General features: G+C 73.0%; 24 protein-coding genes. 20 read left to right on the top strand and 4 right to left on the bottom strand.

The window, feature by feature from the left end; translation table 11 throughout:
- Positions 1-51: 51 nt before the first annotated feature.
- A complete protein-coding gene (locus IEZ03_RS13465; protein WP_184878405.1) occupies positions 52-693 on the bottom strand; it encodes an enoyl-CoA hydratase-related protein in 642 nt (213 codons plus the stop codon).
- An 8-nt stretch (positions 694-701) separates the two neighbouring features.
- Complete coding sequence (locus IEZ03_RS13460; protein ID WP_229808270.1) at positions 702-1838, bottom strand: acyl-CoA dehydrogenase family protein; 1137 nt, start codon at positions 1836-1838, stop codon at positions 702-704.
- 476 nt (positions 1839-2314) lie between these two features.
- Between IEZ03_RS13460 and IEZ03_RS13455 the strand changes: the two genes are divergently transcribed.
- The 7 genes from IEZ03_RS13455 to IEZ03_RS13425 all read left to right on the top strand — a co-directional run bounded on the left by IEZ03_RS13455 (position 2315) and on the right by IEZ03_RS13425 (position 9554).
- Positions 2315-3475, top strand: a complete 1161-nt coding sequence (locus tag IEZ03_RS13455; RefSeq protein WP_308427967.1) for an ABC transporter substrate-binding protein — start codon at positions 2315-2317, stop codon at positions 3473-3475.
- A 74-nt stretch (positions 3476-3549) separates the two neighbouring features.
- Positions 3550-4419 carry a branched-chain amino acid ABC transporter permease gene (locus IEZ03_RS13450; RefSeq protein ID WP_184878401.1) on the top strand — a complete coding sequence of 290 codons (870 nt, stop codon included), beginning with the start codon at positions 3550-3552 and terminating at the stop codon, positions 4417-4419.
- Positions 4412-5422, top strand: coding sequence for a branched-chain amino acid ABC transporter permease (locus tag IEZ03_RS13445; protein WP_184878399.1), 1011 nt, complete (start codon positions 4412-4414; stop codon positions 5420-5422). The genes IEZ03_RS13450 and IEZ03_RS13445 overlap by 8 nt, the downstream gene beginning before the upstream one ends.
- The gene (locus IEZ03_RS13440) at positions 5419-6192 is read left to right on the top strand and encodes an ABC transporter ATP-binding protein (RefSeq protein WP_184878397.1); all 774 of its coding nucleotides are present in this window, start codon (positions 5419-5421) and stop codon (positions 6190-6192) included. Before IEZ03_RS13445 ends, IEZ03_RS13440 begins: the two co-directional genes overlap by 4 nt.
- Positions 6192-6920, top strand: coding sequence for an ABC transporter ATP-binding protein (locus IEZ03_RS13435; protein ID WP_184878396.1), 729 nt, complete (start codon positions 6192-6194; stop codon positions 6918-6920). Before IEZ03_RS13440 ends, IEZ03_RS13435 begins: the two co-directional genes overlap by 1 nt.
- Positions 6920-8392: an amidase gene (locus tag IEZ03_RS13430; RefSeq protein WP_184878394.1), complete on the top strand. Its 1473-nt coding sequence runs from the start codon at positions 6920-6922 to the stop codon at positions 8390-8392. Before IEZ03_RS13435 ends, IEZ03_RS13430 begins: the two co-directional genes overlap by 1 nt.
- Positions 8382-9554, top strand: coding sequence for an acyl-CoA dehydrogenase family protein (locus IEZ03_RS13425; protein WP_184878391.1), 1173 nt, complete (start codon positions 8382-8384; stop codon positions 9552-9554). Before IEZ03_RS13430 ends, IEZ03_RS13425 begins: the two co-directional genes overlap by 11 nt.
- Positions 9555-9580: 26 nt before the next feature.
- On the opposite strand, the gene IEZ03_RS13420 is transcribed toward IEZ03_RS13425, so the two are convergent.
- Positions 9581-10507: a hypothetical protein gene (locus tag IEZ03_RS13420; RefSeq protein WP_184878389.1), complete on the bottom strand. Its 927-nt coding sequence runs from the start codon at positions 10505-10507 to the stop codon at positions 9581-9583.
- A gap of 336 nt (positions 10508-10843) precedes the next feature.
- On the opposite strand from IEZ03_RS13420, the gene IEZ03_RS13415 reads away from it, so the two are divergent.
- A complete protein-coding gene (locus IEZ03_RS13415) occupies positions 10844-11599 on the top strand; it encodes a FadR/GntR family transcriptional regulator (protein WP_184878387.1) in 756 nt (251 codons plus the stop codon).
- Positions 11600-11666: 67 nt separating this feature from the next.
- On the opposite strand, the gene IEZ03_RS13410 is transcribed toward IEZ03_RS13415, so the two are convergent.
- Positions 11667-12437: an enoyl-CoA hydratase/isomerase family protein gene (locus IEZ03_RS13410; protein ID WP_184878385.1), complete on the bottom strand. Its 771-nt coding sequence runs from the start codon at positions 12435-12437 to the stop codon at positions 11667-11669.
- 210 nt (positions 12438-12647) lie between these two features.
- Here IEZ03_RS13410 and IEZ03_RS13405 point away from each other — a divergent pair, with 210 nt between their 5' ends.
- From IEZ03_RS13405 to IEZ03_RS13350, 12 genes are all read left to right on the top strand, one after another.
- Positions 12648-15026, top strand: coding sequence for a thiamine pyrophosphate-binding protein (locus IEZ03_RS13405; protein ID WP_184878384.1), 2379 nt, complete (start codon positions 12648-12650; stop codon positions 15024-15026).
- 201 nt (positions 15027-15227) lie between these two features.
- Positions 15228-15764 (top strand): MaoC family dehydratase, encoded by a 537-nt coding sequence (locus tag IEZ03_RS13400; RefSeq protein WP_184878382.1) that lies wholly within the window; start codon positions 15228-15230, stop codon positions 15762-15764.
- On the top strand, positions 15761-16795 hold the full coding sequence (locus IEZ03_RS13395; protein ID WP_184878380.1) for an LLM class flavin-dependent oxidoreductase: 1035 nt from the start codon (positions 15761-15763) through the stop codon (positions 16793-16795). Before IEZ03_RS13400 ends, IEZ03_RS13395 begins: the two co-directional genes overlap by 4 nt.
- Positions 16792-18054 (top strand): CaiB/BaiF CoA transferase family protein, encoded by a 1263-nt coding sequence (locus IEZ03_RS13390; RefSeq protein ID WP_184878378.1) that lies wholly within the window; start codon positions 16792-16794, stop codon positions 18052-18054. Before IEZ03_RS13395 ends, IEZ03_RS13390 begins: the two co-directional genes overlap by 4 nt.
- Positions 18051-19436 (top strand): MmgE/PrpD family protein, encoded by a 1386-nt coding sequence (locus tag IEZ03_RS13385; RefSeq protein ID WP_184878376.1) that lies wholly within the window; start codon positions 18051-18053, stop codon positions 19434-19436. Before IEZ03_RS13390 ends, IEZ03_RS13385 begins: the two co-directional genes overlap by 4 nt.
- On the top strand, positions 19433-20695 hold the full coding sequence (locus IEZ03_RS13380; protein WP_184878373.1) for a RidA family protein: 1263 nt from the start codon (positions 19433-19435) through the stop codon (positions 20693-20695). Before IEZ03_RS13385 ends, IEZ03_RS13380 begins: the two co-directional genes overlap by 4 nt.
- Entirely contained in the window at positions 20692-21192 is a 501-nt protein-coding gene (locus tag IEZ03_RS13375; RefSeq protein ID WP_184878370.1) for an FAS1-like dehydratase domain-containing protein, read from the top strand. The genes IEZ03_RS13380 and IEZ03_RS13375 overlap by 4 nt, the downstream gene beginning before the upstream one ends.
- A complete protein-coding gene (locus IEZ03_RS13370; protein ID WP_184878367.1) occupies positions 21189-21644 on the top strand; it encodes a MaoC/PaaZ C-terminal domain-containing protein in 456 nt (151 codons plus the stop codon). The genes IEZ03_RS13375 and IEZ03_RS13370 overlap by 4 nt, the downstream gene beginning before the upstream one ends.
- Complete coding sequence (locus IEZ03_RS13365) at positions 21641-22789, top strand: acetyl-CoA acetyltransferase (RefSeq protein ID WP_184878365.1); 1149 nt, start codon at positions 21641-21643, stop codon at positions 22787-22789. Before IEZ03_RS13370 ends, IEZ03_RS13365 begins: the two co-directional genes overlap by 4 nt.
- Entirely contained in the window at positions 22786-23268 is a 483-nt protein-coding gene (locus IEZ03_RS13360; RefSeq protein WP_184878363.1) for a Zn-ribbon domain-containing OB-fold protein, read from the top strand. The genes IEZ03_RS13365 and IEZ03_RS13360 overlap by 4 nt, the downstream gene beginning before the upstream one ends.
- The gene (locus IEZ03_RS13355; protein WP_184878361.1) at positions 23269-24429 is read left to right on the top strand and encodes an acyl-CoA dehydrogenase family protein; all 1161 of its coding nucleotides are present in this window, start codon (positions 23269-23271) and stop codon (positions 24427-24429) included.
- Positions 24426-25328 carry an HpcH/HpaI aldolase/citrate lyase family protein gene (locus tag IEZ03_RS13350; RefSeq protein ID WP_184878359.1) on the top strand — a complete coding sequence of 301 codons (903 nt, stop codon included), beginning with the start codon at positions 24426-24428 and terminating at the stop codon, positions 25326-25328. The genes IEZ03_RS13355 and IEZ03_RS13350 overlap by 4 nt, the downstream gene beginning before the upstream one ends.
- Positions 25329-25398 lie beyond the last annotated feature (70 nt).

Here is a 25398-nt window from a genome sequence, read left to right as displayed (position 1 = left end):
GACACAGCCTACCCATTTTCTTGAATGGTTCAAGTTATTGAAGCGTACGTATCACCGTCGGCGAGCCTGGAAGTCGGCCACCTCCGACTCGTAGGCCGCGGCGGCCCGCTCTCGCTCGCCCCAGCTGCGGCGGGCCAGGGAGACCAGGTCGGAGGGCTTGGCGAGGAGGGTGCGGGCCGCGTCCTCGGCGGCCCGCGCGAGCTCGTCCGGCGGGCGGACGAGCACGGCGTCCAGGCCCGCCGCGGGGATCTGCTCCGAGGTCAGCAGGGCCCGGCTCGCCATCGCGGGCGGGAGCAGCCGGCTGAGGATGGCGTGGCCGACGGTCACGCCCACGTCCAACTCGGGGAGCTTCAGCCAGGCGTCCGCGGCGATGAGCGGGATGTCGGCGGCGGCCAGGAGGAGCGCCCCGGCGCCGATCGCCGGGCCCTGGGCCGCGGCGACCACCGGGGCCGGGCAGCGCAGCACGGCGGTCAGCGCGGCGGCACCGACGGTGAGGCCGCCGGCGGTCGCGTCCTCGCCGCGGTCGTGTCCCGCGCTGAAGACGTGCCCGGCGGCGTCGATCAGCAGGCACTCGTCCGGGCGCATGGCGGCACAGGTCTCGCCGAGCCACCGGTAGGACGCCATGTCGAGGGCGTTGACCGGCGGGCGGTCCAGCGTCGCCCGCACGAGCCGCCCCTCGCGTCGTGTCCGCATCGCGCGCCTCAGTAGGAGCGGGGTAGGGACAGGCGCTTGTGCGCGACGTGGTTCAGCAGCATCTCGGAGCTGACCGGGGCGATCCGGAACAGGCGCACCAGGCCGTGCAGGGTGGCCAGCCCGTACTCGCGGGACATGCCGTTGCCGCCGAGGGTCTGCATGGCGGCGTCGAGCGCGTCCGAGGCGGCCTCGGAGGCGGTCAGCTTCGCCATGGCCGCCTCGACCCCGCCGGTCTCGCCGCGGTCGAACGCGCGGGCCGCGGAGTTCGTCAGGAGGCGCGACGCGGTGAGCGCCGTCTCGGCGCGGGCGAGCGGGTGGGAGACGGCCTGGTGCGCGCCGATGGGAACGCTCCAAACGGTTCGCTCGCGGGCGTAGCCGGCGGCGATGTCGATCGCGTACCTGGCGATGCCGTTCAGCAGGGCGGCGCTGATGATGCGCTCCGGGTTGAGGCCCGCGTAGAGGACGGCCATGCCCGCGTCGGCTCCGACTATCGCGGAGGCGTCCACGCGGACACCGTCGTAGAACACGCTGTACTGGCGCTCAGGAGACAGGATCTCGACCTCGATGGGGCTCTTGGTGAGGCCGGGCGCGTCGGTCGGGACGATGAAGACCTTCAGCTCGTCCTCGACGCGGGCGACGGTGAGGAGGGCGTCGGCGTTGTCGACGTGGGAGACGTAGTACTTCTGGCCTGACAGCACCCACTGGTCGCCCTCGCGGCGCGCGCGCATCCGCAGGTTGTGGGTGTTGGACCCGGCGTCGGGCTCGGTGATGGCGAAGCCGAGGACGCGGGAGCCGTCCGCCAGGCCCGGCAGCCACTCGGCCTTCTGCTCGGGCGTGCCGAAGCCGTCGATCATGGTCGCGCAGACCGCGGGGGAGAGCGCGACGAGCATGAGCGGCAGCCCCGCCTCGGCGATCGCCTCCGCGACCACGGCCAGGGACTCGACACCCGCGCCCGCCCCGCCGTGCTCCTCCGAGATGCCGGCGCCGAGGGCGCCGATGCCGCCGAGAGCGCGCCAGAGGTCGCGTGCGTTGTCCCCCGCGTCCGACGAGCGGACGTAGTACTCGTGCCCGAAGTCGCGGCAGATCCGCAGGACGGTTTGGCGCAGCTCGTCCAGCTCCGCGGGGGTCTCGGGTGTCGGCCGCACGCTGGCCTCCTCGTTCGATGGTCTGACTTGATCGATTCACCCTGTACAGAGCCGGGATCCGATGTCCGGATTGTTACCTGGGTGTAAAAGACTGATGTATTACACTCTAGTTCACGCCCGACCTCCGGTCGAGCCAGCCGCCACGCACCGGCCCCCCATCCGGGGCACGGGGCAGCGGCCCAGCGGAGGAGCATCTCGGAACAGCCGCCGAGATCCCTTGTGAGCAGGGCCTTCACGACATGCGATCCATGTCGGGGGGCCCTGTCGAACAGGGTGCGGGGCGGGCGTCACCACACCCCGCCGCACCCCCTCCGCACCCCGGCCCGAGCGACCCTCTCCCGTCCGGACCAGCGAGAACAGCATCATCGGGGACTTGTCCTAAGACGACCCCATCCTGCAAACTCTGACGTATTCACTCCCTGGTTTGGGTGGGGGTGCCTGCATCGCCCGACCAAGGCGATCATCGAGGAGACACCATGAGAGCAGCCATGCGTCGCCATGCGGCCATCGCGGTAATGACCGCCCTGGCCGTTACCGTGACGGCCTGCGGGTCGTCCGATTCGGATACATCAGATGGATCTGGCGACACCTACACCATCGGCGTCGTGAACTCCACGACCGGTGCGCTCGGCGCGGTCGGCCAGCAAGAGGCCAAGGGCATGCAGCTGGCCGTGGAGGAGATCAACGCGGCCGGCGGCGTGAAGGGCCGCAAGCTCAAGCTGGAGGAGGTGGACGACCAGGGCTCGGTGAACCTGACCACCGCCGGGTTCAAGAAGCTCGCCACCGAGACCAAGGTGCCGATCGTGCTCGGACCGGGCATCTCCGCCAACGCCAAGGCGGTGGCCCCGCTCGCCGACCAGTACGGCGTCACGCAGATCCTCCTCGTCGCGCAGCCCGAGGTCGCCAACGGCACCAAGCACGTCTTCGAGGTGCCGCTGCCGGGCAAGGCCAACTCCGAGGCCATGGTCAACTACGCCAAGGAGCAGGGCGCCAAGAGCGCCGCGATCATCTGGGCGAACAACCCGTACGGCCAGGCGGGCAACACCGACGTCACCAACGCCGCCAAGGCCGCCGGGATCGACATCGTCAACTCCGAGGGCTTCGACCCGGGCAAGTTCGACTTCACCGCGCAGGCGGGCAAGGCGGCCGCCGCGGACCCCGACGCGATCTTCCTCTACGGCGCCGGCGGGTCCAGCGACGCCCTGGTGCTGAAGAACGTCGCCGCGACGGGCTACGAGGGCCTCATCATCGGCGACCTGGCGTACTCCTCCGACTTCATCCCGGAGACCGCGGGAGGCAACGCGGCCGACAAGGTCGTCTCGCTGACGGCGGTCGACTACGGCAACCCCGACGAGAAGACGAAGAAGTTCCTCGACGCCTACAAGGCCAAGTTCGGCGAGGCCCCCTCGGTGCTGAGCACCTACGCCTACGTGTCGGTGCAGCTGACCGCCGCGGCCATCGAGAAGGCCCCCGAGTACACGGGCGAGGAGCTCTCCAAGGCGATCGAGTCGCTCAACTTCGAGAGCATCGTCGGCAAGCTGGCCTACACGCCCGAGTGGCGCGGCGGCCCGAACGCCGACGCCTTCAAGCCGGTCACGTTCAAGAACGGCGAGTACGCGGTCCCGAACCAGGGCTGACCTCGACCAGCAGATGACGGTGGCCGGGCCGGGCAACGGCCCGGCCACCGCCCTCGCCCCTAAGGAATCCGCCCGTGCGCATCATCGACCTTCTCGTCTCCGGTCTCACGCTCGGCGCCATCTACGCGCTCGTCGCCCTCGGCTTCCACCTCGTCTACCGCATGACGGGGGTACTGGACTTCGCCCAGGGCGACAAGGTGATCATCGGTGGCCTGCTCGGCCTGACCCTCGTCAGACAGGGCCTGGACACGATCCTGCTCGTCGCCCTGCTCGTGCTGATCGCCGGGCTGCTGCTCGGCATCGCCTACGACGCGCTCGTGATCCTGCCGACGCAGAACAACGGGCATATCGCGACGATCGCCGCGACCGTCGGGATCATGCTCGTGTTCGCCAACGGCGGCCACCTCATCTGGGGTCCCGACGGCAAGCCGTTCCCGCCCGTCCACCGCGGCGTGCTGGAGATCGGCGAGATGCGGATCGGCTACCAGGACCTGCTGATCTGGGTGGTGGTCATCGGCGTCGCGATCGGCCTCGCGCTGCTGCTCGGCCGGTCCCGGGTCGGCCGCGGCATGGTCGCCGCGGCGACCGACCCGCTCGCCGCCCAGGCCGTCGGCATCAACGTCTCGCGGATGCGCGCCATCGCGTTCGCGCTGGCCTTCGGGCTGGCCGCGCTCGCCGGCGTGCTGGTCGCGCCGATCACCCTCGCCGGCGGGACGCTCGGCACCGCGCTCACGCTGAAGGGCTTCACCGGCGCGGTGCTCGGCGGGCTCGCCAGCACGCGGGGCGTCATCGTGGGCGCCGTGCTGCTCGGCGTGATCGAGAGCGAGCTCGCCGCGGTCATCCCGAACAGCTACGTCGACCCGATCGTGCTGATCGCCCTGATCATCGTCCTGCTAGTGATGCCGAACGGCCTGTTCGGCCTGAGGAGGCAGCGCCTTGCCTGACAGAGCCTTCGCCCTCCGGGCCGGGCGGCACCTGGGTCCCACCGTGGTCGCCGCCGTCATCCTGCTCGGCTACGCGTTCACCAACCCGGGCACGACCGACCTGGCCCTCGGCGTGAACATCGGCGTCGCCGCGATCGCCGCGGTCGGGCTGACCCTGACCATCGGCGGCGCGGGGCAGCTCGCGCTCGGCCAGGCCGGGTTCATGGCCATCGGCGCGTACGGGACGTCCTACCTGATGCTCGACCGGGAGATGGCGTTCCTGCCCGCGCTGTTCCTCGGCGTCGTGCTGGCGCTGGTCGTCGGCGTGCTCGTCGGCTACATCGCGCTGCGGCTGCACGGCCACTACCTCGCGATGGCGACGCTCGCCGTCGGTACCGGCATCCACGCGTTCCTGATGCTGCCGGGCCCGCTCGGCGGCGCGAACGGGTACGCGCCGATCCCGTTCCCGGAGATCTTCGGGTACAAGCTCCTGGACCCGCGCGACCAGTACCTGCTGGTCGCGGTCACGCTGGTCCTCGTGCTGCTCGGGTCGCGGTGGCTGCTGGCGGCCCGGATGGGCCGGGAACTGGCGGCGCTGCGCGACGACGAGGTCGCCGCGCGGGCGGTCGGGGTGAACATCACCGCGCGCAAGGTGCAGATCTTCGCGATCTCCGCCGCGATCGGCGCGCTGGCGGGCGGCGTCAACGCCCCGCTGCAGACCGCCATCGACCCGTCGCTGTTCTCCACGGCGATCTCGATCCAGCTGTTCGTCATGGTGATCCTCGGCGGACTCGGCAACATCTACGGCGCGGTGTTCGGCGCGGCGCTGGTGACCTGGCTGATCGCCGAGGTGCCCGGCAGCGGTTCCTGGGCGCTGACCGTGCTCGGGGTCGTCGTGGTCGTGTTCATGGCCGTGCTGCCGGACGGGCTGTCGGGCGTGGCCCGGATAGGCCGCGCGCTGCTGGCCCGGGTCGCGCGGCGCGGGCCCGGCTCGGGGGCGACGATCACGGAGGTGTCGAAGTGAGGACTCCGGGAAGCGCGGAGGCGCGCGGGGTCACCCAGCGCTTCGGCGGGCTGACGGCCGTCTCGGACGTGAGCTTCGCCGCCGCCAAGGGCGAGATCCACGGGATCATCGGCCCGAACGGCGCCGGGAAGACGACGCTGCTGAACGTGCTGAGCGGGCTGCAGCGCCCGTCCAGCGGCTCGGTGCTCATCGGCGGCGAGGACGTGACGCGCTGGCCGAGCCACCGGCTGGTGAAGCGGGCGCGGCTGGTGCGGACGTTCCAGACCGTGCGGCTGTTCGGCAGCATGTCGGTCCGGGAGAACCTGATGGTCGCGGCGCGGACGACGACCGCCCCGGCGCAGGCCAGGGAGCGGGTCGAGGACGTGCTCCGCCGGCTGTCGCTGGACGGACTCGCCGGCGAGCCCGGCGCGGCGCTGTCGTACGGGCTGCAGCGGCGGGTCGAGCTCGCCCGCGTGCTGGTGGCCGACCCCGCGGTGGTGTTGCTGGACGAGCCGGCCGCCGGGCTCAGCCCGCAGGAGCGCGGCGACCTCGCGGACATGCTGCGCGAGATGCGCGACTCGGGGGTCACGGTGATCCTCGTCGAGCACCACATGGACCTCGTGCACGCGGTCTGCCAGAACTGCACGGTGCTCGACTTCGGGAAGGTCATCGCGCGCGGCACGCCGGACGAGGTCACCCGGGACCCCGCGGTCCTGGAGGCGTACCTGGGCGGCCGGCACCACCGGGCGGCGGACGTCGACGCCCCCGTTCCCACGGGCGAGGAGGACTGATGGCACGGGCGCAGGAGGGTCCGCTGCTCGAACTGAGCGGCGCCGTCTACCGGTACGGGGCGATCAGCGCGCTGAAGGGCGTGGACCTGCACGTGAACCGCGGTGAGGCGGTCTGCGTCATCGGGCCGAACGGCGCGGGCAAGACGACGCTCGCGCGGCTGGCGGGCGGGCTCTACCGTCCGGCCGGGGGCACGATCCGGGTCAACGGCGAGCCGATGCCGCGCCAGCCGCACGAGGCGGTGGCGCGGGGCATCGGCAGCGTCCTGGAGGGGCGGCACCTGTTCGTGGAGCAGACCGTCCAGACGAACCTGGAGCTCGGCTGCTACCACGGCAACGTGCCGAAGGCGGTGGTCGAGGAGCGCCTGGAGAAGGTCATGGACCTGTTCCCGGTGCTGCGCAAGCGCGCCTCCCAGGAGACGTCGACGATGTCCGGCGGGGAGCAGCAGATGGTCGCGGTGGGCCGCGCGCTGATGGCCGAGCCGGAGATCCTGATCCTGGACGAGCCGTCCATGGGCCTCTCCCCCAAGATCACCGGTGAGGTGTTCGACGCGCTGGAGGCGCTGCGCAAGGGCGGGCTGTCGATCCTGCTCATCGAGCAGAACGCGCCGCTCGCCTTCGAGCTGGCCGACCGCGGCTACCTGCTGCGGCAGGGCGAGGTGGTGGTCGAGGGGAACATCGACGAGCTGACCGAGGACGAAGTGGTCCGCTCGGCCTACTTGGGGGCGTGATGGGTCCGGGGACCGGGGCTCCCCTCTCGGGCGGCCCCCTCCACGCCGATCTTGAGCGGCTCTACGGCATCGCGCTGGCGGAGGCGAGCCTGCCGGGCGCGCTCTACCAGGGCGACCCGCCGGACGACACCTCGTCGCCCGTCCCCGCCGGGCAGGGTTCCGCCCCCGCCGACCCGGTCGAGCAGGTCGAGCGGGCGCTGCAGCGGATCGCCGCCACCGACGGGGAGTTCCGCGCCTGGGCGCTCGTGGACGCCGAAGGCGCCCGCGCCGAGGCGGAGCGGAACGGCGGCCGCGGGACGCTGCGGGGGCTCCCGGTCGGGGTGAAGGACCTCATCGACGTGGCCGGGATGCCGACCGGCGCCGGGTCCCGGCACCTCGACGGCGCCGGGCGGCGCGTCCCCGCCGCCGACGCCGGAAGCGTCGCCCGGCTCCGCGCGGCCGGGGCCGTGGTCGTCGGCAAGACCACCACGCACGAGTACGCGTTCGGCGGCACCACGCCGCCGACCCGCAATCCGCACGACACCGCGCGGATCCCGGGCGGTTCGTCCGGCGGGTCGGCGGCGGCCGTCGCCGCCGGGCACGTGCGGCTCGCCCTCGGCAGCGACACCGGCGGGTCGGTGCGGATCCCGTCGGCCTACTGCGGGACGGCCGGGTTCGTCCCGTCCCCCGGGCGGCTGCCCGGCGACGGCGTGCTGCCGCTCGCCTGGTCGCTGGACCGGGTCGGACTGATCGCCGCGACGGCCGGCGACATCGCGCTGTCCGCGTCCGCCCTGGGGATCATCTCCCCGGCGGGCGGCGCGGCCCGTCCCACCGGGTTCGGGGGACTGCGGGTCGGCGTGCCGGCGGGCACGCTGGACGAGCCCGTCGACCCCGCCATCGGCGCGGCCTTCGAGCGGGCGCTGGCCACCGTCCGCGACCTCGGCGGCGAGGTCGTCGACGTGGAGATCCCGCACGGCTGGGCCGGCGTCACCGCCGGCATGACGATCATCCTCGGCGAGTGCCTCGACTACCACCGCGAGCGGCGCGGGCCCGGCGGGGACGAGCTGTTCGGCGCGGACGTACGCGCCATGCTCGACCTCGCGGCGGAGGTCCCCGCCGGTGCCTACGTGCGAGCGCAGCGGGTGCGGCACCTCCTGCGCGGCGAGGCGCTGGCGGCGCTGTCCGGCGTCGACCTGCTCGCGATGCCCACCATGCCTTGCGTCGCGCCCCGGGCGGACGCCGTCGCCGACGGGATGGTTCCGGTCGGCGGAACGGAGGTGACCATGGCCGCCGCGCATCTGCGGTACAACATCCTGGCGAACCTGGCCGCGCTCCCCTGCGGGACGCAGCCGCTCGGCACCGACCGGGACGGCCTTCCGATCGGCCTGCAGTGGGTGGCCGCTCCCGGCCGTGACGAGACGCTGATCAGCGCGATGACGACGATCGCGCCGACCACGGGCGCGCGGACCACGGGCCAGGCCCATGTCCGCTAGCAACCGTGTCATCGACTCCCTCCGGCTCGATGACACCTTCCTCGACGAAGAGCACCGCGCGCTGCGCGGCGTCATGCGCCGATTCGTGCAGGACTACATCGTCCCGCGCGCACCCGAGTGGGAGTCGGCGCTGCGGGTCCCGGACGAGGTGTTCACCGAGCTGGGCGCGCTGGGCTTCCTCGGGCTGTCGTTCCCGGCCGAGCACGGCGGGGGCGGCGCGGGGACGCGCGGCGCGGTCGTCTTCAACGAGGAGCTGGGACGCTCCACGTTCGGGGGCGTGGCCACCTCGATCTCCGTCCACACCGACTACTCCGCACTGCACGTGTCCCGCGCGGGCGACGAGGAGCAGCGGCGCCGGTTCCTGCCCGACATCCTGTCCGGCCGGAAGATCTGCGCGCTCGCCGTCACCGAGCCCGACGCGAGCTCCGACCTGACCCGGCTCGCCGTCCGCGCGCGCCGGGACGGGGACGCCTACGTCCTCGACGGCCGCAAGACGTTCATCACGAACGCGAACATCGCCGGCCTGTTCTTCGTCGTCGCCCGGACCGGCGAGCCGGGGCGGCACGGCCTCTCGCTGTTCGTCGTGGAACGCGGCACCCCCGGCCTGAGCAACGGGCGGACGTTCGAGAAGACCGGCTGGCGCTCGTCCGACACCGGTGAGCTGGTGTTCGACGGCTGCCGCATCCCCGCCCGCAACCGCCTGGGCGAGGAGGGGGAGGGCTTCCGCTGGATGATGCGGGGCCTCGACCACGAGCGGATCGGCCTGGCCGCGCAGGCCGTCGGGCTGGGCGAGGCCGCCCTCGCCGAGACGGCCGCCTGGCTGCACACGCGGCCCGGCTACGGCGGGAAGCTCTGGGACCTCCAGGCCCTCCGGCACGAGATGGCCCGGCTGACGGCGCGCCTCGCCTCGGCGAAGACCCTGCTCTACCACACGGCCGCGCTGGCGGACTCCGGGCAGGACCCCCGCACGCACGCGGCGGTGCTGAAGTCCTCGGTGCCGGAGATCGTCAACGAGCTGGCGTACAAGTGCGTCCAGTTCAACGGCGGCAACGGGTTCGTCCAGGGATCGGCGGTCGAGCGGATCGCCCGGGACGCCCGCTTCCTCGCCATCGGCGGCGGGTCGACCGAGGTGATGCTCGACGAGATCGCCCGGCTGCTGTGAGGCCGGCTCCCGGGACCGGCCGGTCCTCAGCGCCGCCAGAACTGGAAGGCCGCGCCGTAACGGGAGCGCAGCCCGAGCTGGGGGCCCTCGGCGGTCTCCACGATGCCGGTCGAGACGCCGTGGTCCCCCGCGGCGAGCCGCGCCGCGAGCGCGTCGAGGTCGTCCATCGCGCAGCCCGCGACGACCCGCGGGTAGGCGTGCGGCGGCCGGGGCGCCGCGGGGACGAGGTGCTGGAGGAACTCCAGCCGGGCGTTGCGGGACGCCGGTCCGCGGGCGATGACCGCGTCGAAGCCGTCACCGGGCGCCAGCCCGAGCAGCCGCTCCACCGGGGGGCCGTCGAACCGGCCGTCGAAGTAGACGCGGCCGCCGAGGACCTCCGCCACGAAGGCCCGCGCCCCCGGCAGGTCGGCGGTGCCGAACACGACCGCGTTGACCTCGCTGACGTCCACCTCGGGCCGCTCCCCGAGCACGCACCGCGTCCGGCCCTCCCGGTACTGGACGAACGCGTGCCGCAGGCCCGAGTGCGTCTGGTCCAGCAGCCGCTCCCTGACCGGGTACTCGGTGCCGGGCAGGAGGTAGTCGACGGGTTCGCTGACGAACGTCCACCCCTGCTCGCCGATCACCGCCTCGGTGGCGTCCGGGTGGCGCAGGTAGAAGTCGAGCGCGTACGGCCCGGGCCGGTCGGGTACGCCGGCGGCGTCGGGACGCGGCAGGCCGGGCACGTCCACCAGCCGGATCCAGCCGCCCTTGCTGCCGGGCTTGCCGAGCAGCACCGACTCCGCGGGCGGCGCCGGCAGATCCCACAGCCGCTGCCACACCGCGGGCTCCCGGACGGGCCCCTTCTCGACGACATCGAAGCCCATCGCGTCCACGTAGAGGTCGAGCAGCGGGCCGGTGCCGGCCACCGGCAGGACCACGATGTCGATACCGTCGAACACTTTCCCGTCCCCCATCGCCGCCACCGGTTCGCGTCCGGAACCAGCCCGATAAAGTCTGATGTATTGCGGCCCACCGTACCAAAGCCACCTGATCGGAACGCGAGCGAGGACACCTCCCACCGTCACCGGCTTACCGGCCGGTCTCCGGTACGGTGTCGGAGGTTTCCTCCGCCCCGCCCGCCAGGGCAGATAGCGCAGACCGGACCCGCACCTCCGGCCTAAGCGGCGCCCGCCGCCCGCCACGGCCTCGCATGATGTCTGATGTATGCTCAAGCGTGCTGTGAGTCCCGGTGGCGCGGAGTTCCCGACTCGACGAACCAGCACTCGAAGCCAGACCAGGGGGACAGCGACGTGTCCAGCACCAAAGACAACACCTCCGGCCGCTCCGGCACGGGGACGGCGACGGCGCTGCCGGTCAGCCGGCTGCGCCCGGCCTACCAGCAGGTCGCCGACCAGCTGCGCGAGCTGATCCTGGACGGCTCCCTGGCCCCCGGCGACCGCCTTCCCCCGGAGGGCGAGATCGGCGGCAACTTCGGGGTGAGCCGCAGCACGGTCCGCGAGGCGCTGCGCGTGCTGGCGTCGCAGGGCCTGGTGAAGACGGTCCGCGGCACCACCGGCGGCACGTTCGTCTCGCACATCGAGCCCGACCAGATCAGCGACTTCCTGGAGGCCGGCATCGGGCTGATGTCGGGCTCGGCGGCGCTGCCGCTGGCGGCGATCCTGGAGGCCCGCGAACTGCTGGAGGTCCCCGCCACCGCCATCGCGGCCGAGCGCCGCGAGCAGCGTCACCTCGACGCGTTGCACGCCGCGACGGAGCGCGAGAAGCGCTCCCGGGGCCGCAGCATGAAGTTCCAGGAGCACCGGCACTTCCACGGGATCATCATGGAGGCGACCGGGAACGGGCTGCTCACGATGATGACGCAGCCGGTCTTCCACGTCCTGCGGACGCGCTTCCTGAACGCCGACTCCCCCGCCGAGTTCTGGGCCCAGGTCGACGACCAGCACGAGCAGATCATCGAACTGCTCGAAGCCGGCGACGGCGAGGCCGCCTCCGCCGCCATGCGCGACCACCTCCGCTACATCCGCGACGCCTACCGCGAGCAGTAAGAGAACGTATTGGTCGGTCAGGTGCGGCCCCCGGAAAGCCGCACCCGACCGGGTCACTGTGGCGGGGTCATGCCCAGGACGGGGGGCGGTTCTCGCGGTAGGCGCGGAAGCCTTCCTGGCCGTCGGAGTCGGGCGGGGTCGTGTAGGAGACGAACTCCTCGATCTCGGGGACGACCGCCTCCGCGAGGGGGAGCGCCTCGACCGCCGCGAACTGGCGCTTCATGGCGGCCATGCAGGCGCGCGACTGCCGGGCGAGACGGCCGGCCAGTTCGGCCACGGCGGCGTCCAGTTCGTCCGCCGGGACGGATTTGAGGGCGATTCCGAGTTCGACGGCCTCGGCGGCGGGAATCCATCGTCCGGTGAGGAAGATCTCTCTGGCGCGCTGCCGGCCGACGATCCGGGGCAGCCGCGCGGTCGAGCCGCCCGCCGGGATGACGCCGAACTCGGCGTGCGCGTCGGCGATGCGGGCGGAGTCCGCGATCAGCACCAGGTCGCAGGCCAGCAGCAGCTCGAACCCGCCGGCGCGGGCGAGGCCGTTGACGGCGGCGATCACCGGCATCGGCAGGCTCTCCAGGCGCAGGGTGAGCGCGGCGAGCCGCTTGGCGACGCGTTCCCACACGGCGGGGTCGCCGAACGCCTCGTCCAGCAGCGTGAGGTCGAGACCGACGCTGAACGCGCGGCCCGTCCCGCCGATGACGAGGACGCGGACCTCGGGGTCGGCCTCGGCCGCGTCGATGGCCGCCTCCAGGTCGTCGAACATCCGCGCGGTCAGGCTGTTCATCGACTCGGGGCGGGTGAACGTGATGCGCGCCACGCGGTCCGCCACCTCAAGGCTCATGGTCTCCAGCGTCGGCACGGCCCCGCCCTCCCCCGGGCGACGACGTCGCCCGGTATATATCTGATGTATCACCGCGAATGAGTATCAGCAGGTCCATCTTGCCAGTCAACTCCACCTCCACCCCACACCAGGGGTGACAGATGACCAGTTCTCGGCTAAAAATCGGACATATACGATGCAGTTCCCGATCGCGACCAGGCAGGTGAAGCCGTGAGCGAGGCCGGCAAGTTCCCAGCGGGCCCGACACCGACCGTCCTCGACGAGATCCAGCGGCGCGTGCTGTGGCTCGCGACGCGCATCGTGGACGCCGCGAACCGCGAGCGCGAGACCGGCGACGGGCTCAAGGTCGGCGGCCACCAGGCGTCCAGCGCCTCGCTGGTCACCGCGATGACCGCGCTGTGGTTCGCGCACCTCGACCCGGCGGACCGCGTGGCGGTCAAGCCGCACGCCTCGCCCGCCTTCCACGCCATCCAGTACCTGCTCGGCGGGCTGGACCGCTCGTACCTGACGCGGCTGCGCGAGCGCGGCGGCCTCCAGTCGTACCCGAGCCGGACGAAGGACCCCGACACCGTCGACTTCTCCACGGGATCGGTGGGCCTCGGCGCCGCCGCGCCGCTGTTCGCCTCGCTCACCCGCCGGTACGTCGACGCCCACTTCGGCGCGCGGCCGGCCTCCCGGTTCATCGCGCTGATCGGGGACGCGGAGCTGGACGAGGGCAACGTCTGGGAGGCCGTCGCCGAACCCGCGGCGGCCGGGCTGGGCGACGTCACCTGGCTCGTGGACTTCAACCGCCAGTCCCTGGACCGGATCGTGCCGGGCGTCCGCATCGGCCAGTGGCGCGGGCACTTCGCCGCGGCCGGGTGGCACGTGGTGGAGATCAAGTACGGCCGCCGCCTCCAGGCCGCCTTCGCGCGCCCCGGCGGCGAGCACCTGCGGTCGTGGATCGACGCGATGCCCAACGAGCAGTACCAGTCGCTGTTCGGGCTGGCGGGGCCCGAGCTGCGCGAACGCTTCCTGGACGGCGCGCCGGCGGAGGTCGGCGAGTTCGTCGCGGACGTGCCCGACGCGGAGCTGGGCCCGCTGGTCACCGACCTGGGCGGGCATGACGTCGAGGCCGTGCTGGACGCGTTCGCCCAGTGCGACGCGGTCCGCGACAAGCCGAGCGTGATCTTCGCCTACACGGTGAAGGGCTGGGGGCTCCCGCTCGCGGGCGGCGCCCGCAACCACGCGGCGCTGCTCACCGGCGAGCAGATCGACGAGCTGCGGACCCGGACGGGCCTCACCCCCGAGACCGAGTGGGACCGGCTCGACCCGGAGTCCCCGGCGGGCATCTGGGCGGAGAAGCGGCGCGAGCACCTGGAGCGGCCGCCGCGTCCCGAGGCCCCGCGCATCGCGGTGCCCGACGCCACGGGGGTGCGGACGGCGAAGCCCACCTCCACCCAGGAGGTCTTCGGCCGAGTGCTCACCGACCTGGCCCGCGACGAGAGGGTCGCCCCCTACCTGGTGACGACGGCCCCGGACGTCGCGACGTCCACCAACCTCGCCGGGTTCATCAACAAGACCGGCGTCTTCTCCCCCGCGCACCGCCGGACCTGGTCGCAGGACGGCCCGCTGCGCTGGACGGAGGACCCCGCGGGCCAGTACATCCCGCTCGGCATCTCGGAGATGAACCTGTTCCTGCTGCTCGGGCAGCTGGGCCTGGCGTGGGACCTGTCGGACCAGCCGCTGCTGCCCGTGGGCACGGTGTACGACCCGTTCGTCCTGCGCGGGCTGGACGCCTTCCTGTACGGGGCGTACTCGGGGTCGCGGTTCGTCGTGGCGGGCACGCCGTCGGGCATCTCCCTCGCCCCGGAGGGCGGCGCGCACCAGTCGTCGGTCACGGCGTCGGTCGGGATCGAGCTGCCGGACGTCACGTTCGTCGAGCCCGCCTACGGCGCGGCGCTGGACTGGCTGCTGTGCGACGCGCTCGGCCGGATCGCCGCCGACCCCGGCGGGACGGGCGACGACGAGGGCGCGTACTACTTCCGGCTGACGACCCGGCCGATCGACCAGGCGCCGTTCGAGGCCGCGCGGGCACGGCTCGGCGACGCGGAGCTCCGGGCGCAGGCGCTCGCGGGCGCCTACCGGCTCCGGGACGCCCACCACGACCGGCCGGCGCTGCGGGACGAGGGCGCGCCGGTCGTGCACCTCGCGGCGTCGGGCGCGGTCATGCCGGAGGTCCTGGAGGCGGCCGAGGAGCTCGGCGAGGAGGGCGTCGCGGCCCATGTCGTGGACGTCACGTCCGCCGGCCGGCTCTACCGCGCGTGGCAGGGCGGCCTGCGGGAGGGCGTGCGCACGGCGACGGCGCGGCCGGGGCCGGGCGCGCTGCGCGCCGCGTTCGCCGAGCGGGCGCCGGTCGTGACCGTGCAGGACGCGGCCTCGCACGCGCTGTCGTGGCTCGGCTCCGCGCTGGGCGTGCCCGCGGTCCCGCTCGGCGTGGACGAGTTCGGGCAGTCGGGCAGCATCCGGGACCTGTACGAGCTGCACGACCTGCGGCCGGGCGCGATCGTCAACGCCGCGCTGGCCGCATTGCACATCGCGGACAGCTGACCGCAAACCTCTGATGTTTCGCTGAGGCGCGGCCGCACCGACGTTGGCCGCGCCTCGCGCGGTCGGCACCGCAAATGCGCAGGTGCGGCCCGCCAAAGGACCTAATCGGAGAGTCGCCCCGGCTTGGACATCGACCGTGACCTTGCCCTAGAATCAATACGTCTGACTTTAACGACTCCAGTGCGATGCGAGAGGACGGCCATGACGCTCAAGGACGGGTGGAACGGACGGTTCTACGAGGACTTCCAGGTGGGCGACGTCTACCGGCACCCCCTCGGGCGCACGGTCACCGAGGCCGACAACACCTGGTTCACGCTCCTGACGATGAACACGAACCAGATGCACTTCAACGGCGAGTACGCCGCGAAGTCCGAGTTCGGCAAGCCGCTGGTCGTGTCCACCCTCACCGTCGCGATCGCCGTCGGGCAGAGCGTCATCGACACCACGCAGAACGCGTTCGCCAACCTCGGCTGGGAGGACATCAAGCTCCCCCACCCCGTCTTCGCCGGCGACACGCTGTTCAGCGAGTCGATCGTGCTGGACAAGCGCGAGTCGTCGAGCCGCCCGCACGCCGGGATCGTCACCATCCGCACCCGCACCCTGAACCAGGACGGCGACGAGGTGTGCACGTTCCGCCGCACCTTCTACGTCTACAAGCGGGGCGCCGAGCCGCTGAACGACCTGTTCCCCGAGGCGAAGAAGCCGCTCACCCTCGAGGCCGAGGAAGAGCGCGCATGAGGATCACCTTCGCGCCCTGGGGGGAGACGCTGGCGGAGCTGGCCGACGCGGCCCGCCGCGCCGAGGCGGGCGGCGCCGAGGTCATCTGGGTGCCCGAGCTGCACCGCAGCGCCACGGTCGCCGCGGCGGCGCTCGCCGCCGCGACGGAGCGGGCGCGGATCGGCACCGGGATCGCGCTCGCGTTCACCCGCAGCCCGATGATCACCGCGCTGGAGGCGTTGGACCTGGACGACCTGTCCGGCGGGCGGTTCGTCCTCGGCCTGGGTTCCGGGGTGCAGCGGCTCAACGAGGACTGGCACAACGTGCCGTTCGGCAAGCCCGTCCGGCACATGCGCGAGGTCGTCCGCAACGTCCGCCACTTCTGGGAGACGTGCACGACGGGCGAGCCGATCGACCTGCCGGGCGAGGAGGAGCCGATGCGGATCCGCGGCTACCAGCGCCCGTTCGCCGTCCGCCGCACCGATATCCCCGTGCACATCGCCGCGATGGGCCCGGCCATGACCCGGCTGGCCGGCGAGATCGGCGACGGCTGGATCAGCCACGAGCTGTGCTCGCCGCGCTACCTCGCCGAGCGGGTGCTGCCGGAGCTGGAGGCCGGGATCGCCCGGACCGAGGGCAAGCGGCGCGCGGACGTCGAGGTCGTCGTCTCCGCGTGCTGCTCGGTGTCCAACGACCGCGCCACCGCGCTGCGCCGCGTCTCCGGACTCGTCGGCTTCTACGCCAGCGTCCGCACCTACGCCGACTTCTTCGACTTCCACGGGCTGGCCGGGCAGCAGCAGGCGGTGATCGACGCGTTCCGCAACGGCACCGGCGCCGAGCACCTCGCCGAGACGGTCTCCGCCGACATGATCGACGCGCTCACGATGGCCGGCGGGCGCGCGGAGGTCGCCGAGCGCATCGCCGCCTACGAGGGCCTCGCCGACGCGGTGAAGCTCAGCCCGCCGACCCACGGCCTCAGCGCCGCCGAGACCCGCGCGGCCCAGGACGAGCTCCTGGCGCTGCTGCCTGACCTCACAGGGAGCGCCTCGTGAAACCTCTGGAAGACGTCCGCATCATCGCCGTCGAGCAGTACGGCGCCGGCCCGTTCGGCAGCGTGCACCTCGCCGACCTCGGCGCCGAGGTGATCAAGATCGAGGAGCCCCGGTCCGGCGGCGACGTCGGCCGCTACGTCCCCCCGTACGGCGAGGGCGAGGACTCCCTGTTCTTCGAGACGTTCAACCGCAACAAGCGCAGCCTGTCCCTCGACCTGTCGACGGACGCGGGCCGCCGGGTCTTCGAGGACCTGGTGAAGGTCTCCGACGTCGTGTACTCCAACCTGCGCGGCGACGTCCCGAAGAAGATCGGCATCACCTACGACGACCTGAAGCACCTGAACCCGGCCATCGTGTGCTGCTCGCTGACGGGGTTCGGCATGAACGGGCCGCGCAGCAGGGAGCCGGGCTACGACTACGTGCTGCAGGGCCTCGCCGGCTGGATGGACCTGACCGGCGAGCCGGACGGCCCGCCCACCAAGTCGGGGCTGTCGCTGGTCGACTACTCCGGCGGGTTCGTCGCCGCGATCTCGCTGCTGGCCGGGCTGCACGCCGCGCGCCGCGACGGCGTCGGCATGGACTGCGACGTCAGCCTGTACGACACCGCGATCGGGCTGCTGACCTACCCGGCGGTCTGGCACCTGAACGCCGGGTTCACACCGGAGCGGACGCGGCACTCCGCGCACCCGTCGCTGGTGCCGTTCCAGGCGTTCGAGGCGAGCGACGGCTGGTTCATCGTCGGCTGCGCGAAGGAGAAGTTCTGGACGCGGCTGGCCTCCGTCGTGGGCCACCCCGAGTGGGCCGAGCCCGAGTCGGGGTTCGGCTCGTTCGCCGACCGGCGGCGCAACAAGGACACGCTGATCCCGCTCCTTGAGGACATCTTCCGGCAGCGCACCGTGGACGAGTGGCTGGAGCAGCTCTACGCCGCGTCCATCCCCTGCGGCCCCATCAACGACGTCGCGCAGGCCATGGAGGAGGAGCACACCAAGGCCCGCGGGCTGCGGGTGACGACCGAGCACCCGCGGTTCGGGACGGTGGAGCAGCTCGCCTCGCCGGTCCGGGTCGGCTCCGAGCCGCCCGAGTACCGCAGGGCGCCGCGCCGCAACGAGGACTTCGACCTGGTCGTCCGGGAGATCGCCGGGTATGACGATGCCACGGTGGAGCGGCTGCGGGCCGGGGGAGCGTTCGGCGACGCGCCCGCCGAGGAGAGCGCGCCCGCGGCGTCCGCGGACACGGAGCCGGAGGCGGCGTCACGATGATCGCACGGGAGCTGGCCGCCTGGGCGCTCGGCCTGGCCGAGGTGCCCGGGCCGGTGAGCGCCGCCGCGACACGGCACCTGCTGGACGGCTTCGGCACCGCGCTCGGCGCCCTCCGCACGGGCGCGGCGGCGCCCGCGATCGAGGTGGCGCGGGGGCTCGGCGGCCCGCCGGAGGCGGCGGTGCTCGGCACCGGCGAGCTGCTGTCCGCGCCCGCCGCCGGGCTCGCGAACGGCACGCTCGTGCACGCCCTCGACTTCGACGACACGCACGCGGGCGGGCTGGTGCACGCGACCGCGGTCGTGCTGCCCGCCGCGTTCGCCGTCGGCCAGCAGACCGGCGCCTCCGGGCGGGAGGTCCTGCTCGCGGCGGTCGCCGGGTACGAGACGGCGTGCCGCGTCGCGGCCGCCGCGCCGCACGGCTTCCACGCACGCGGGCTGCACGCCACCATGGCCGCCGGGGTGTTCTCGTCGGCCCTGGTCGCCGCGCGGCTCCTCGGGCTGGACGAGGTGCGGGCGGCCAACGCGCTCGGCATCGCGGGCAGCCAGGCGGGCGGCCTGCTCGCCTTCCTCGGCACCGGCGCGTCCACCAAGCAGCTGCACCCGGGGTTCGCGACGCAGTCCGGGATCATCGCGGCGCGGCTCGCGGCGGCGGGCGCGACCGGGCCGGAGACCGTCTTCGACGGGCCGCACGGCGTGTTCGACGCCCTCTCCGGCAAGCCCGCGGACCCGGCGTCCATCGTGGCCGGGCTCGGGGAGCGCTGGGAGACCACCCGGATCGGGATCAAGCCGTACGCGGCGTGCCAGCTGTCGCACGCCACGATCGACGCGGTCCTGGACGTCATGGCCCGCGAGCGGCTCGTCCCGGACGAGATCGCGAGCATCCACGCCGTGGTCCACCCGGACTCGGCGCCGACCGTCTGCGACACCTCCCGCGACCTGACCCGGCCCGCGACCCCGTACGCGGCGAAGTTCTCGCTGCCCTGGACGGTCGCCGCGCTGATCACCGACGGGGGACTGGCGCTGGACACGTTCGAGCCGGACTCGATCGCCCGGCCCGAGGTGACCCGGCTCGCCGCACGCGTCCGCTGGGACGTCACCGGCCCGCCCGGCGTCGCCGCCGCCGACGCGCCCGGCCGCGTCACGATCACCCTCGGCGACGGCCGCGAGGTGACGGGCTCGGTACCGCGCAGCGCGGGCGGCGGGGACCGCCCGCTCGGCCGCGCGGCACTGCTCGCCAAGTTCGAGGGCGCCGCCGGGGTCCCGGCGGCCGAGGCGGAGGGGTTCGCGCGGATCGTCGAGTCGCTCGGCGGGCAGCCGGACGCCGCCGCCGTCATGCGGGCCGCCGCCGGCCTCGCCCAGTTCAACCGGCAGGAGAACCAATGACACTGCAAGCGATCAAGCCCGCCGTCTTCCCGTGGTTCCCCTACGAGGGGTTCACGTTCTGCCTCGGGCTGTCGGAGGACGGGGGCGCGTGGTCGTCCGGGCACACCGCCGCCGCGTTCGACGAGGCGGTCGGGAAGATGACCGTCTCCGGGACGATGACCGAGCAGGCGCGCACCGCCTACGAGAAGACGATGACGATCATCGAGGCGGCCGGGTACGGCCCCGGTGACGTCGTGCACGTGACGGAGAACGTCACGATCGCCGGGCTGGCCGACTACGAGGCCGCCGCGGCCGTCCGCAAGGAGGTCTTCGGCGAGCACCGGCCCACGGTGACGACGGTGGTCGTGGAGCGGCTCGTCCGGTCCGCCGCGCTGCTGGAGGTCGAGCTGCACGCCGTCCGCGGGGGCGGCGCCGAGCTGCTCGCGGCCAGCGAGCGGCGCGAGGCGGGCACGTGGGCGCCCTCGCCGGTCCGGGAGGGCCACGACGGCACCGTGCACCTGCCGACGATGGTCCCGGTGGACGAGTCGGGCGACGTCGTCAGCCCCGGCGACTTCGCCGGGCAGTACGCCTACTGCCTCGACCGGGCGGACGCGCTGCTCCGCAAGGCGGGCCTGTCGCTCGACGACGCGGTGACGACCTACGACTACTCGACGCCCGCCACGCGCGAGGTGTACCGCAAGACGCACCGCGTCCGGAAGGAGCGGCTCGGCGGCGCGGGCGTGTACCCGGGGGCGGGCGGCATCCTGATGAGCCGGCTGCACCACCCCGAGGCGCTCGTCGCGATCGACGTCACCGCGTCGCGGCACCCCCTCGAACTGGTGAACCCGGGCTGGTCGCGCTACGACACGCTGACCTACGCGCCGGGCGTCCGCGCGGGACGCACCCTGTTCATGTCGGGGTTCGCGGCGCTCGACATGGAGACGCAGGAGGCGCTGCACCCGGACGACATCGGGGCGCAGGCGGAGGTCACCTACGGCTCGATCCTGCACCTGCTGGAGTACGCGGGCCTCGGCCCGGCGGACCTGCTGTCGACCATCGAGTTCTGCGTCGAGTCGGCGCTGCGGCAGTACCGCGCGGTCGCGCCCGTCCGGGAGCGGCTGCTGTCGCCGCCCTGGCCGGCGTCGACCGGGGCGATCTGCAAGGGGCTGCTGCGGCCGGAGTTCCTGCTCGAGGTGTTCCCGACCGCCCTGTACCCGGAGGGCGCCCCGACCACGGCGCACGCAACCACGGCGCACGCCACCACGGGGGACGCGTCATGACGCTGCTCACCGACGAGATGCGCGCCCTCGTCGGCCGGAAGAAGGTCTACACCGCGCCCGAGCCGATGGGCGCCGCGGCCGGCCGCTACTTCGGGCTGTCGATCGGCGACCACAACCCGCTGTACTCCGACCCGGAGTTCGCGCGGGCGCAGGGCCTGGCCGACGTGACCGCGCCGCCGACGCTGATCTGCGAGACGAACCAGTACGCGAACCTGCCGATCGACCCGGACGGCCACGCGGGCCACAACTGGGGCATCGACCTGCCCGGCACCCGGCAGGTCCGCGGCGGCAACCGCTACGTGTTCCACCGCCGGATCCTGCCGTCCGACATCGTCACCGCCACCTGGGAGATCACCGAGGTGGCCGGCAAGCGGAACCGGGCGGGCGCGGACATGCTGATCATCACCTCGCGGGCGACGTACACGCAGCAGGACGGGGACCTGCTCGCGGAGAACGAGGAGACCATCATCTACGTATCGCTGGAGGCGGGGACATGACCGCCGCGACGGCAGCGCACCAGGCCGGGGAGACGGTTACCCCGCTGGAACGCACGATCACGTTCCCGGAGATGATCGCCTACGCGGGGGCCACCTGGGACTGGTACCGGCTGCACTACGACCTGGACTTCATCAAGGCGAAGAAGCTGCCCGGCGTGGTCGTGGACGGCCAGGTGTTCGGCGCCCTCCTCGTCGAGCAGATCCAGGACTGGCTCGGCCCGAAGTGCTTCGTCCGCACGCTGGAGTTCAGCTTCAAGGCCCTGGTGTTCGCGGAGGAGACCGTCCGCTGCGAGGGCACGGTCACCGAGGCCGGGGACGGCTACCTCGACCTCGACCTGCGGGTGGTCGTCGTCGGCGAGGACGGCGGGGTCGACCGCGTCGCCGTGGCCCCGGCGAGCGCCCGGGTCCTGCTCGGCACGGCCGACGGGCCAGGGGGGAAGGAGGCACGATGAGCACGGGTGTCGCGATCGTCGGCGCCGCCGAGTGCGACCTCGGCGTGACGAACCGGTCGATCCTGGGACTCCAGGCGCAGGCGGTCTCGCGGGCGCTCGACGACGCGGGCCTCAGCCTGCGCGACGTCGACGGCATCGCCACGACCGGCGTCGCCCGGTTCTCGGCGACCCAGCTCGCCGACTACTTCGGCATCGAGCCGCGCTGGACGGACTCGACGTACGCGGGCGGCTCGGTGTACGAGATGTTCGTCGCCCGCGCCGCCCAGGCGATCCAGGCGGGGCAGGCCGAGACCGTCGTGATCACCTTCGCGTCCAACCAGCGGTCGGCGCGGTCCCGCTCGCTCGGCGGCGTGATCGAGGACCACACGCCCGAGGCGCAGTTCGAGACGCCGTACGGGCCGCTGTTCCCGCTGTCGTACTACGCGATGGCCGCGCAGCGGTACCTGCACGCGTACGGCAAGACGCGCGAGCAGCTCGCGGAGATCGCGGTGGCCGCGCGGGAGTGGGCGCTGCTGAACCCGGCCGCGTTCCGCTACGGCAAGGGCCCGCTCACCGCGGACGACGTGCTCGGCTCGGCGATGATCTCCAGCCCGCTCACCGCGCTGGACTCCTGCCTCGTCACCGACGGCGGCGGCGCGATCGTCCTCACCTCGCTGGAGCGCGCCCGCGACCTGCGGCGCACGCCCGTCGAGGTGCTCGGGTACGGCGAGCGGACGACCAACACCTCGATGACCGCGGTGCCCGACCTGACCGTCACGGGCGCGGTGGGCTCCGGCGCGGACGCGTTCGCCCGCGCCGGCGTCACCCCGGCCGACATCGACGTCGTGCAGGTGTACGACTCGTTCACGATCACGGTCGCGCTGACGCTGGAGGGGCTCGGCTTCTGCGGGCGCGGCGAGGCCCTCGACTGGATCGCCGGCGGCCGGATCAGGCCCGGCGGCGACTTCCCGCTCAACACCTCCGGCGGCGGCCTGTCCTACTGCCACCCCGGCCAGTTCGGCATCCTGCTGCTGGTCGAGGCGGTGCGGCAGCTCCGCGGTGACGCCGGGGACCGGCAGGTCGACGGCGCGCGGCTCGCGGTCGCGCACGGCACGGGCGGCATCCTCTCGACGCACGCCACGGTGGTACTGGGGGTGGACGGATGACCGGCCTCGACGGCTTCAAGCCCGACGTCCCGGCGCCCGACGAGATCACGGGCCCGTGGTGGGAGGCGACGACCGAGCACAGGCTCGTCCTGCAGACCTGCTCGCGCTGCGTCCGGGAGGACGGGCGTGATCGACCGGTGGGCGTGCAGCACCCACCGCGCCCGCTCTGCATCCACTGCGGGTCGGACGAACTCGACTGGGTCGCGTCCGCCGGCACGGGCGTCGTGGACGCCTGCACGGTGGTGCACCGCGCCCCGCGCCCGGACCTCGCCGTCCCGTACGTCATCGCCCGGGTCCGGCTGGACGAGGGCGTCGTCCTCCTCACCCGCCTCCAGGAGCGGGAGCCGGACGAATGGCGCATCGACGACCCGGTCCGGGTGGCGTGGGTCGACCTCGACGACGGCCGCGCCCTGCCGGTGTTCGTCCCGGCGGCACCGTCTGCAGCACCGTCGTCCCCCGAGACCAAGGAAGGCAGCTAAGTGGATTTCCAGCTCAACGAGGACCAGCGCGAGTTCCGCGCCGTCCTGCGCGACTTCGTGGACAACGAGATCATCCCGGTGGCGCGCGACTGGGAGCAGTCCGGCCGCTACCCCACCGAGATCGTCAAGGGCATGCGGGACATGGGCCTGTTCGGGATCACGATCCCGGAGGAGTACGGCGGCCTCGACCTCGATCCCGTCTCGTTCGCGCTCGTCTTCGAGGAGATCGCGCGCGGCTGGATGGGCATCGCCGGCATCCTCGGCAGCCACTCGCTGGCCTGCCGCATGATCGCGATGCGCGGCACCGAGGAGCAGAAGAACACGTACCTGCCCGGCCTCGCCTCCGGTGAGCGCCGCACCGGGATCGGCCTGACCGAGCCGGACGCGGGCACCGACCTGCAGGGCATCCGCACCACGGCCCGGCTGGAGGGCGACCACTACGTCGTCAACGGGTCCAAGATGTGGATCACCAACGCGCGGTACGCGGACCCGCTGCCGGTGCTGGTGAAGACGGACCCGTCCGCGTCCCCCGCGCACAAGGGCATGAGCATCCTGCTCGTGGACGCCGGCAGCGAGGGCTACCAGATCACCAAGGACATCCCGAAGCTCGGCTACAAGGGCACGGAGTCCTGCGAGATCGTCCTGGACAACGTGCGGGTGCCGAAGGAGAACCTCCTCGGCGGCGTCGAGGGCAAGGGCATGCAGCACGCGCTGTCCGCGCTGGAGTGGGGCCGGGTCAACATCGCCGCCCGCTCGGTCGGCATCGCCCAGCGCGCCCACGACGAGGCCCTCGCCTACGCAGGGCAGCGCAAGGCGTTCGGGCAGGCGATCGGCGAGTTCCAGGCCGTGCAGCTGCAGCTCGCGAGCGTCGCGACCCAGCTCCAGGCCGCCCGGCTGATGGCTTACTTCGCGGCGGACGCGGTCCGCCGGGGCCGCGCCGACGGCGAGACGGGCATGGCGAAGATCTTCTGCTCGGAGGTCGCGCTGCAGGCCTCGATCGAGGCGATGAAGGTCCACGGCGGCTACGGCTACTCCACCGAGTACGAGGTGGAGCGGCTCTACCGCGACGCGATCCTGATGAGCATCGGCGAGGGCACCAACGACGTCCTGCGGACGGTGGTGGCCAAGTCCCTCCTGCGCGGCGAAACGGTCGTGCGATGACCACCGCCTCACCGACCCGCTCGTCCACTCCCGGCGCGCTCCCCCGCAGCTACCTCTACGTGCCGGGCAACGCCCGGGACAAGCTCGGCAAGGCGCTCACCCGCGGCGCGGACGCGCTGATCGTCGACCTGGAGGACGCGGTCCCGCCGGCCGGCAAGGACGCGGCGCGCCGCGCGGTCGCCGACTGGCTGGGGACGCGGGCCCCGGCCCGCGGCACCGAGCTGTGGGTGCGGATCAACGGCGGCGAGGCGGGCCACGAGGACGTGCGGGCGCTCGCCGGGCTGCCCGCGCTGACCGGGCTCGTGCTCGCCAAGGCCGAGGACGCCGGGCAGGTCGCGGCGGTCGCCGCGCTGCTCGCCGACCTCGGGGACGTGACGGCCCGGCTCATGCCGCTGCTGGAGACCGCGGGGGCGATCCTGGACGTCCGGGACATCGCCCGGGCGCCCAGGGTCCACCGGCTCCAGATCGGCGAGGTCGACCTGGCCGCCGACGCGGGGCTCGACCCCGGCCCGGACGAGGCCGAGCTGGCGTTCGCCCGGAGCATGACCGTCATGGCGAGCGCCGCCGCCGGGCTGCCCCCGCCGGTCGGCCCGGTGTCGGCGATCACCGCCGACCCGGCGGCGCTCGCGGAGTCCACCGAGCGGGTCCGGCGGCAGGGGTTCGTGGGGCGGGCGTGCATCCATCCCGCGCAGCTCCCGGTCGTGCACGAGGTGTTCACGCCGTCGGCGCCGGAGATCGCGCGGGCGGAGGACGTCCTGGCGCGGTACGAGGCGGCGGCCGCGGCCGGGTCGGGCGTCGTGCTGGACGCCGACGGCCGGCTGATCGACGCGGCGGTGATCCGGCTGGCGCGCCGCACCCTGGCCACGTCCGGACTCGGCCCGATCATTACACCGAAATAAATCAGACATATAACTGACATAACCTGCATGGACCCACACCAGGCAGGTACCAGGCCAGTCAACCGTGGTC

The organism is Actinomadura livida (assembly GCF_014648675.1).
Lineage (GTDB): Bacteria > Actinomycetota > Actinomycetes > Streptosporangiales > Streptosporangiaceae > Spirillospora > Spirillospora livida.
This window is presented reverse-complemented; position numbering and strand designations above follow the sequence as displayed.

What these genes read in the sequence shown, in the direction of transcription:
- IEZ03_RS13465 (WP_184878405.1), bottom strand. Translation starts at nt 693, where the DNA reads ATGCGGACACGACGCGAGGGGCGGCTCGTGCGGGCGACGCTGGACCGC.
- IEZ03_RS13455 (WP_308427967.1), top strand. Translation starts at nt 2,315, where the DNA reads ATGAGAGCAGCCATGCGTCGCCATGCGGCCATCGCGGTAATGACCGCC.
- IEZ03_RS13435 (WP_184878396.1), top strand. Translation starts at nt 6,192, where the DNA reads ATGGCACGGGCGCAGGAGGGTCCGCTGCTCGAACTGAGCGGCGCCGTC.
- IEZ03_RS13430 (WP_184878394.1), top strand. Translation starts at nt 6,920, where the DNA reads ATGGGTCCGGGGACCGGGGCTCCCCTCTCGGGCGGCCCCCTCCACGCC.
- IEZ03_RS13425 (WP_184878391.1), top strand. Translation starts at nt 8,382, where the DNA reads ATGTCCGCTAGCAACCGTGTCATCGACTCCCTCCGGCTCGATGACACC.
- IEZ03_RS13420 (WP_184878389.1), bottom strand. Translation starts at nt 10,507, where the DNA reads ATGGGGGACGGGAAAGTGTTCGACGGTATCGACATCGTGGTCCTGCCG.
- IEZ03_RS13410 (WP_184878385.1), bottom strand. Translation starts at nt 12,437, where the DNA reads ATGAGCCTTGAGGTGGCGGACCGCGTGGCGCGCATCACGTTCACCCGC.
- IEZ03_RS13400 (WP_184878382.1), top strand. Translation starts at nt 15,228, where the DNA reads ATGACGCTCAAGGACGGGTGGAACGGACGGTTCTACGAGGACTTCCAG.
- IEZ03_RS13395 (WP_184878380.1), top strand. Translation starts at nt 15,761, where the DNA reads ATGAGGATCACCTTCGCGCCCTGGGGGGAGACGCTGGCGGAGCTGGCC.
- IEZ03_RS13385 (WP_184878376.1), top strand. Translation starts at nt 18,051, where the DNA reads ATGATCGCACGGGAGCTGGCCGCCTGGGCGCTCGGCCTGGCCGAGGTG.
- IEZ03_RS13380 (WP_184878373.1), top strand. Translation starts at nt 19,433, where the DNA reads ATGACACTGCAAGCGATCAAGCCCGCCGTCTTCCCGTGGTTCCCCTAC.
- IEZ03_RS13375 (WP_184878370.1), top strand. Translation starts at nt 20,692, where the DNA reads ATGACGCTGCTCACCGACGAGATGCGCGCCCTCGTCGGCCGGAAGAAG.
- IEZ03_RS13370 (WP_184878367.1), top strand. Translation starts at nt 21,189, where the DNA reads ATGACCGCCGCGACGGCAGCGCACCAGGCCGGGGAGACGGTTACCCCG.
- IEZ03_RS13365 (WP_184878365.1), top strand. Translation starts at nt 21,641, where the DNA reads ATGAGCACGGGTGTCGCGATCGTCGGCGCCGCCGAGTGCGACCTCGGC.
- IEZ03_RS13360 (WP_184878363.1), top strand. Translation starts at nt 22,786, where the DNA reads ATGACCGGCCTCGACGGCTTCAAGCCCGACGTCCCGGCGCCCGACGAG.
- IEZ03_RS13350 (WP_184878359.1), top strand. Translation starts at nt 24,426, where the DNA reads ATGACCACCGCCTCACCGACCCGCTCGTCCACTCCCGGCGCGCTCCCC.